The organism is Sphingobacterium sp. T2, assembly GCF_000814685.1.
GTDB classification, from domain to species: domain Bacteria; phylum Bacteroidota; class Bacteroidia; order Sphingobacteriales; family Sphingobacteriaceae; genus Sphingobacterium; species Sphingobacterium thermophilum.
On sequence record NZ_JXAC01000257.1, the window covers coordinates 1 to 3,432 of the forward strand.

Genomic DNA, 3,432 nt, shown 5'->3' on the forward strand with positions numbered 1-3,432 from the left:
TCAATGATTCCTGTAATCTTTGTTGAGCAGTTGGATTTTCCTGGTGTATCGGAGTCGAACCTTCCAAATCTCCAAACAATAGCTTATTCTAATTCAAACATAATTCTTGTTTCCTTTCTGTAACAAAGTTAAAGCCCTGAAGTTCAGTTAATTATTAATATAGATTAAGAAAAAAGTATACTTCTTAGAAAAAAGAAAAGCCTTAGCACGAAAATGCTAAGGCTAAAAAATAATCTGGAATATGAAAAACTTACTTGAGCAGTTCTTCCAGTTTTTTGTGCAGCTCTTCGCCGCGTTAAGTTTTTGGCTATAATTTTACCCGAAGTGCCTATGAGGAAATTCTGAGGGATGGCGGTCACCCCATATAGAAGCGCGGCTTCGTTGCTCCAGAATTTCAAGTCGGATACATTGGTCCATTGGTCTAAACCATCATCTTTGATGGCTTTTATCCAAGCTTGTCTTTGTGATTCACGATCTAACGACACACCGAATACGGTAAATCCTTTGTCTTTGAATTTGTTGTAAGCGCTTACCACATGAGGATTTTCTTTACGACAAGGGCCGCACCAGCTAGCCCAGAAGTCTAGCAGTACGTATTTGCCACGCGTAGAAGAAAGCGCCACCAGCTTGCCGTCAGGAGTATGTTGTGCAAAGTCGGGAGCTATGCTGCCTATACTGATGGCCAGCTGTCCTTGAATACGTTTGTAGAAAGCCATCCCTTCCGATGAATTTTGTTGTTCCGCAGGAAGTTTCTTATATAGCTCCAAAACTTTGATCATGTCTTCTTTGGAGTTTCCGGCGTAGCGCTGCAAAGCATAAAACAACATCGGTGAATCGGGATTTTCATCGATATATTTCAAGAACACATTTTTCTGCTCTTTCTGCGTGTTGAGCACCTGTTCGTGAATCTGTTTTTTCTCTTCGGCAGAAATGCTTTTGTCTTGTACCTTGCGGTATAAGGACATGAGCTGCTCGTTGTATGGTGCTGTCAACGCATTTAATTTCTCGTATTCAAAATGGCTTTTAGATCCTTCGACCTTCATGTTGGAGAAAGTGCCATCACTCACCAACTTAATTTTTCCTGGTTCTATATATACAGCTGCCGTATTCGAGGGATTGCTGATACCGGCACCCGGTCTTCCCGGCACACTTTTGAATACGATGATACGTGCTAGCACATTAGGTTCTTCCAAATTAAATTCAAAGCTATATTTACCTTTCTCTAATTTGGCACTATCGATAAATTGCTTTCCATCAAACTTATAGAAAAGGTAGAGCTTATCGTAATCTCCTTGAATATTTTTGAATTCTCCCTGAATAGACACCTTCTTTCCCTGCGCTAATCCCATCAACGGAAGAAAGCTTAATAAAGTTGGTTAAATAATTTTATTTTTTTCATGATGATCTGTAATTATTTTAATATTATAAATTCCATTTGTATCCCATATCAGTAATTCTACCGAAACCGGTATATTGTTTTTGTGAAGTTTTGTCTACCACCCCGTTTGTGATGTTAATCTTTAGATTATAGACTTTTCCTTCTTTTGTCGACTCATTGTATGTTGCTACGTAAATGTATTCATTTACACCTAGAGGAGTAAGTTTTACGGCACCTACGGCAGTGTGGTAGAACTTCAAAAATTTTACACAGGTAATTTTTTCTCCTGCTGGTGCCGACCATACATTTTCTACTTCGTTGATTTGGTATCTAAAAGTATAGAGATTGTTTTCTGCGCCGTAAAGGATATAAGCACCTGTTGAGGAAGCTGCCATTGCTGAGATGTTGCTTACTTGCGGTAAAGTCGACATATTGTATTTTTTCTGGGCTATGGCATTGGCTACCGGAGAAGCAAAATTTGCTGTCAACAGATAAGTTTCGGAAGCATTTTTCATGATGAGGTACTCGTTTGCCAGAGGGGTGTTTGGAAAACCGTAGTCGCTGGCAACTAAATCTAGTCCTACGTTGTTCGGATCCCATTCTGCCGTAGGAAGTTGTTCCGGCAGTTCTGTTAGACGCATTGAATTGCTTACGGAGTATAAGAACTTTTTATTGGAGGCATCGTATACTACTGCGTCATAACTTTGCGCGATGAAGGTAGGAAGCCAGGACGCCAATTCTCCGTTATTTCCCAGCAATGAAGGACCAAAGTATACCGTACGGTCCAAAGCATTACCCAAGGTGAAGTTAGCTACATGTACTTCGTTGTTGTTGATGATGAGTTCTTTGCGGTTGTTGTTGGTGCTTAGAGCTTGGATATTTCTGACAGACGGAACGCTATAGAACAAGTTGTGAAACTGAAAGAGGGAAGCAAAGTCGGTATGGTTATAAGCTTGAAGGTCTTTTTGTGAAGCGACCAGTACCTCTCTACTGTTGAGTGGTGTTGCTGAATGCAAGAAGCTTATAGGCTTACCTTCTAGGGATTCCCCATTAGAAGATTTAATAAGATCCGTGAAGATGTTCGTCTTTGTTGCTCCTAGTTTGCTTCTCTCATCTATGATAAGTCCTACGTCCGTACGTCCATCTTTTTCATACAATACGGCCCAGCCATCAGATATAGCTTCATTGACTTCTACGCTAAACTTTTGGTAGGCTTCTACCAGTGTTTGGTTGTTCTTAACACTTAGGACGAGATTCCATGTTCCTGCGGGTTTGCTTATAGGAGCACGAAGGATAAAGTCGTGCGACAGCGTATCCCTGCTATATACGGTTCCGCCCGTTACAGCCTGATAAATACTCCAAGTAAAAGAGTATTGACTTTTTATGCTTTCGAAATCCGTGATTTCTTGGTTATTAATAAAAAGTTTGGGTGCTATAGTGAGTGTATCATAGCGATCTAAGGAATAGGTCGCCTGTATCCCCAGATTAGAGGTATCTATCAGTACCTTATCCAATTCCGTATAGGTATAATTTCCTTTGTCTTTATAACAAGATTGAAGGGCGACAAAGCTTACCCATATCAAGGCTATATAGAGAGTTAATCTTTTCATTCGTTCAAAATTTGAAGGTTATGGGAATGTTACTTCAATGCCATTTTCATCTAAAAGCGGATGTCCGTTCTGTTCTTTATATTCCAGAAGGATCTTTTTACACATGTTAGCATAGTTTGTAGCTTCGGCAATACTCATCGCTTCCGTATCGTCGATGGTAGCAGCACGGTTTTGATAGATTCGGAATACGGTCTTGCCGCTAACTTGGATCAGCAAGGTGTGTTTTACGGTGCTGTATGTACCGAAATAGGTGCTGAGGCGCAGGTAATAAAGAACTTGCGTGTTCCAATGTTCTGGCATCACTAAGCCGTTTTGAAGCTTAATGTTGAGGGTGCTAAGTTCTTTTACCCCAGCTTTGAGCTCATTGGATTCTTTCAGGCGGAATCTTATCCTTCCCGGTGTTTCGGTAAACTCGCTAAAACCTTCCGGCTTRAAAAGTAGATA

At 40.5% G+C, this 3,432-nt stretch carries 3 protein-coding genes; all 3 read right to left on the reverse strand.

Translation table 11 applies throughout. From position 1 onward, the window contains the following. Positions 1-164 precede the first annotated feature (164 nt). Positions 165-1,349, reverse strand: coding sequence for a TlpA disulfide reductase family protein (locus SD31_RS13630; protein ID WP_052259079.1), 1,185 nt, complete (start codon positions 1,347-1,349; stop codon positions 165-167). Between the two features lie 73 nt (positions 1,350-1,422). Continuing rightward, the gene (locus tag SD31_RS13635) at positions 1,423-2,988 is read right to left on the reverse strand and encodes a PKD-like family lipoprotein (protein ID WP_039054527.1); all 1,566 of its coding nucleotides are present in this window, start codon (positions 2,986-2,988) and stop codon (positions 1,423-1,425) included. An 18-nt stretch (positions 2,989-3,006) separates the two neighbouring features. After that, a partial coding sequence (locus SD31_RS13640; RefSeq protein ID WP_039054528.1) for a DUF4843 domain-containing protein occupies positions 3,007-3,432 on the reverse strand: 426 nt, incomplete at its 5' end.

Excerpts from the sequence above, each read along its gene's own strand:
- SD31_RS13630 (WP_052259079.1), bottom strand. The coding sequence starts at position 1,349 with ATGGGATTAGCGCAGGGAAAGAAGGTGTCTATTCAGGGAGAATTCAAA.
- SD31_RS13635 (WP_039054527.1), bottom strand. The coding sequence starts at position 2,988 with ATGAAAAGATTAACTCTCTATATAGCCTTGATATGGGTAAGCTTTGTC.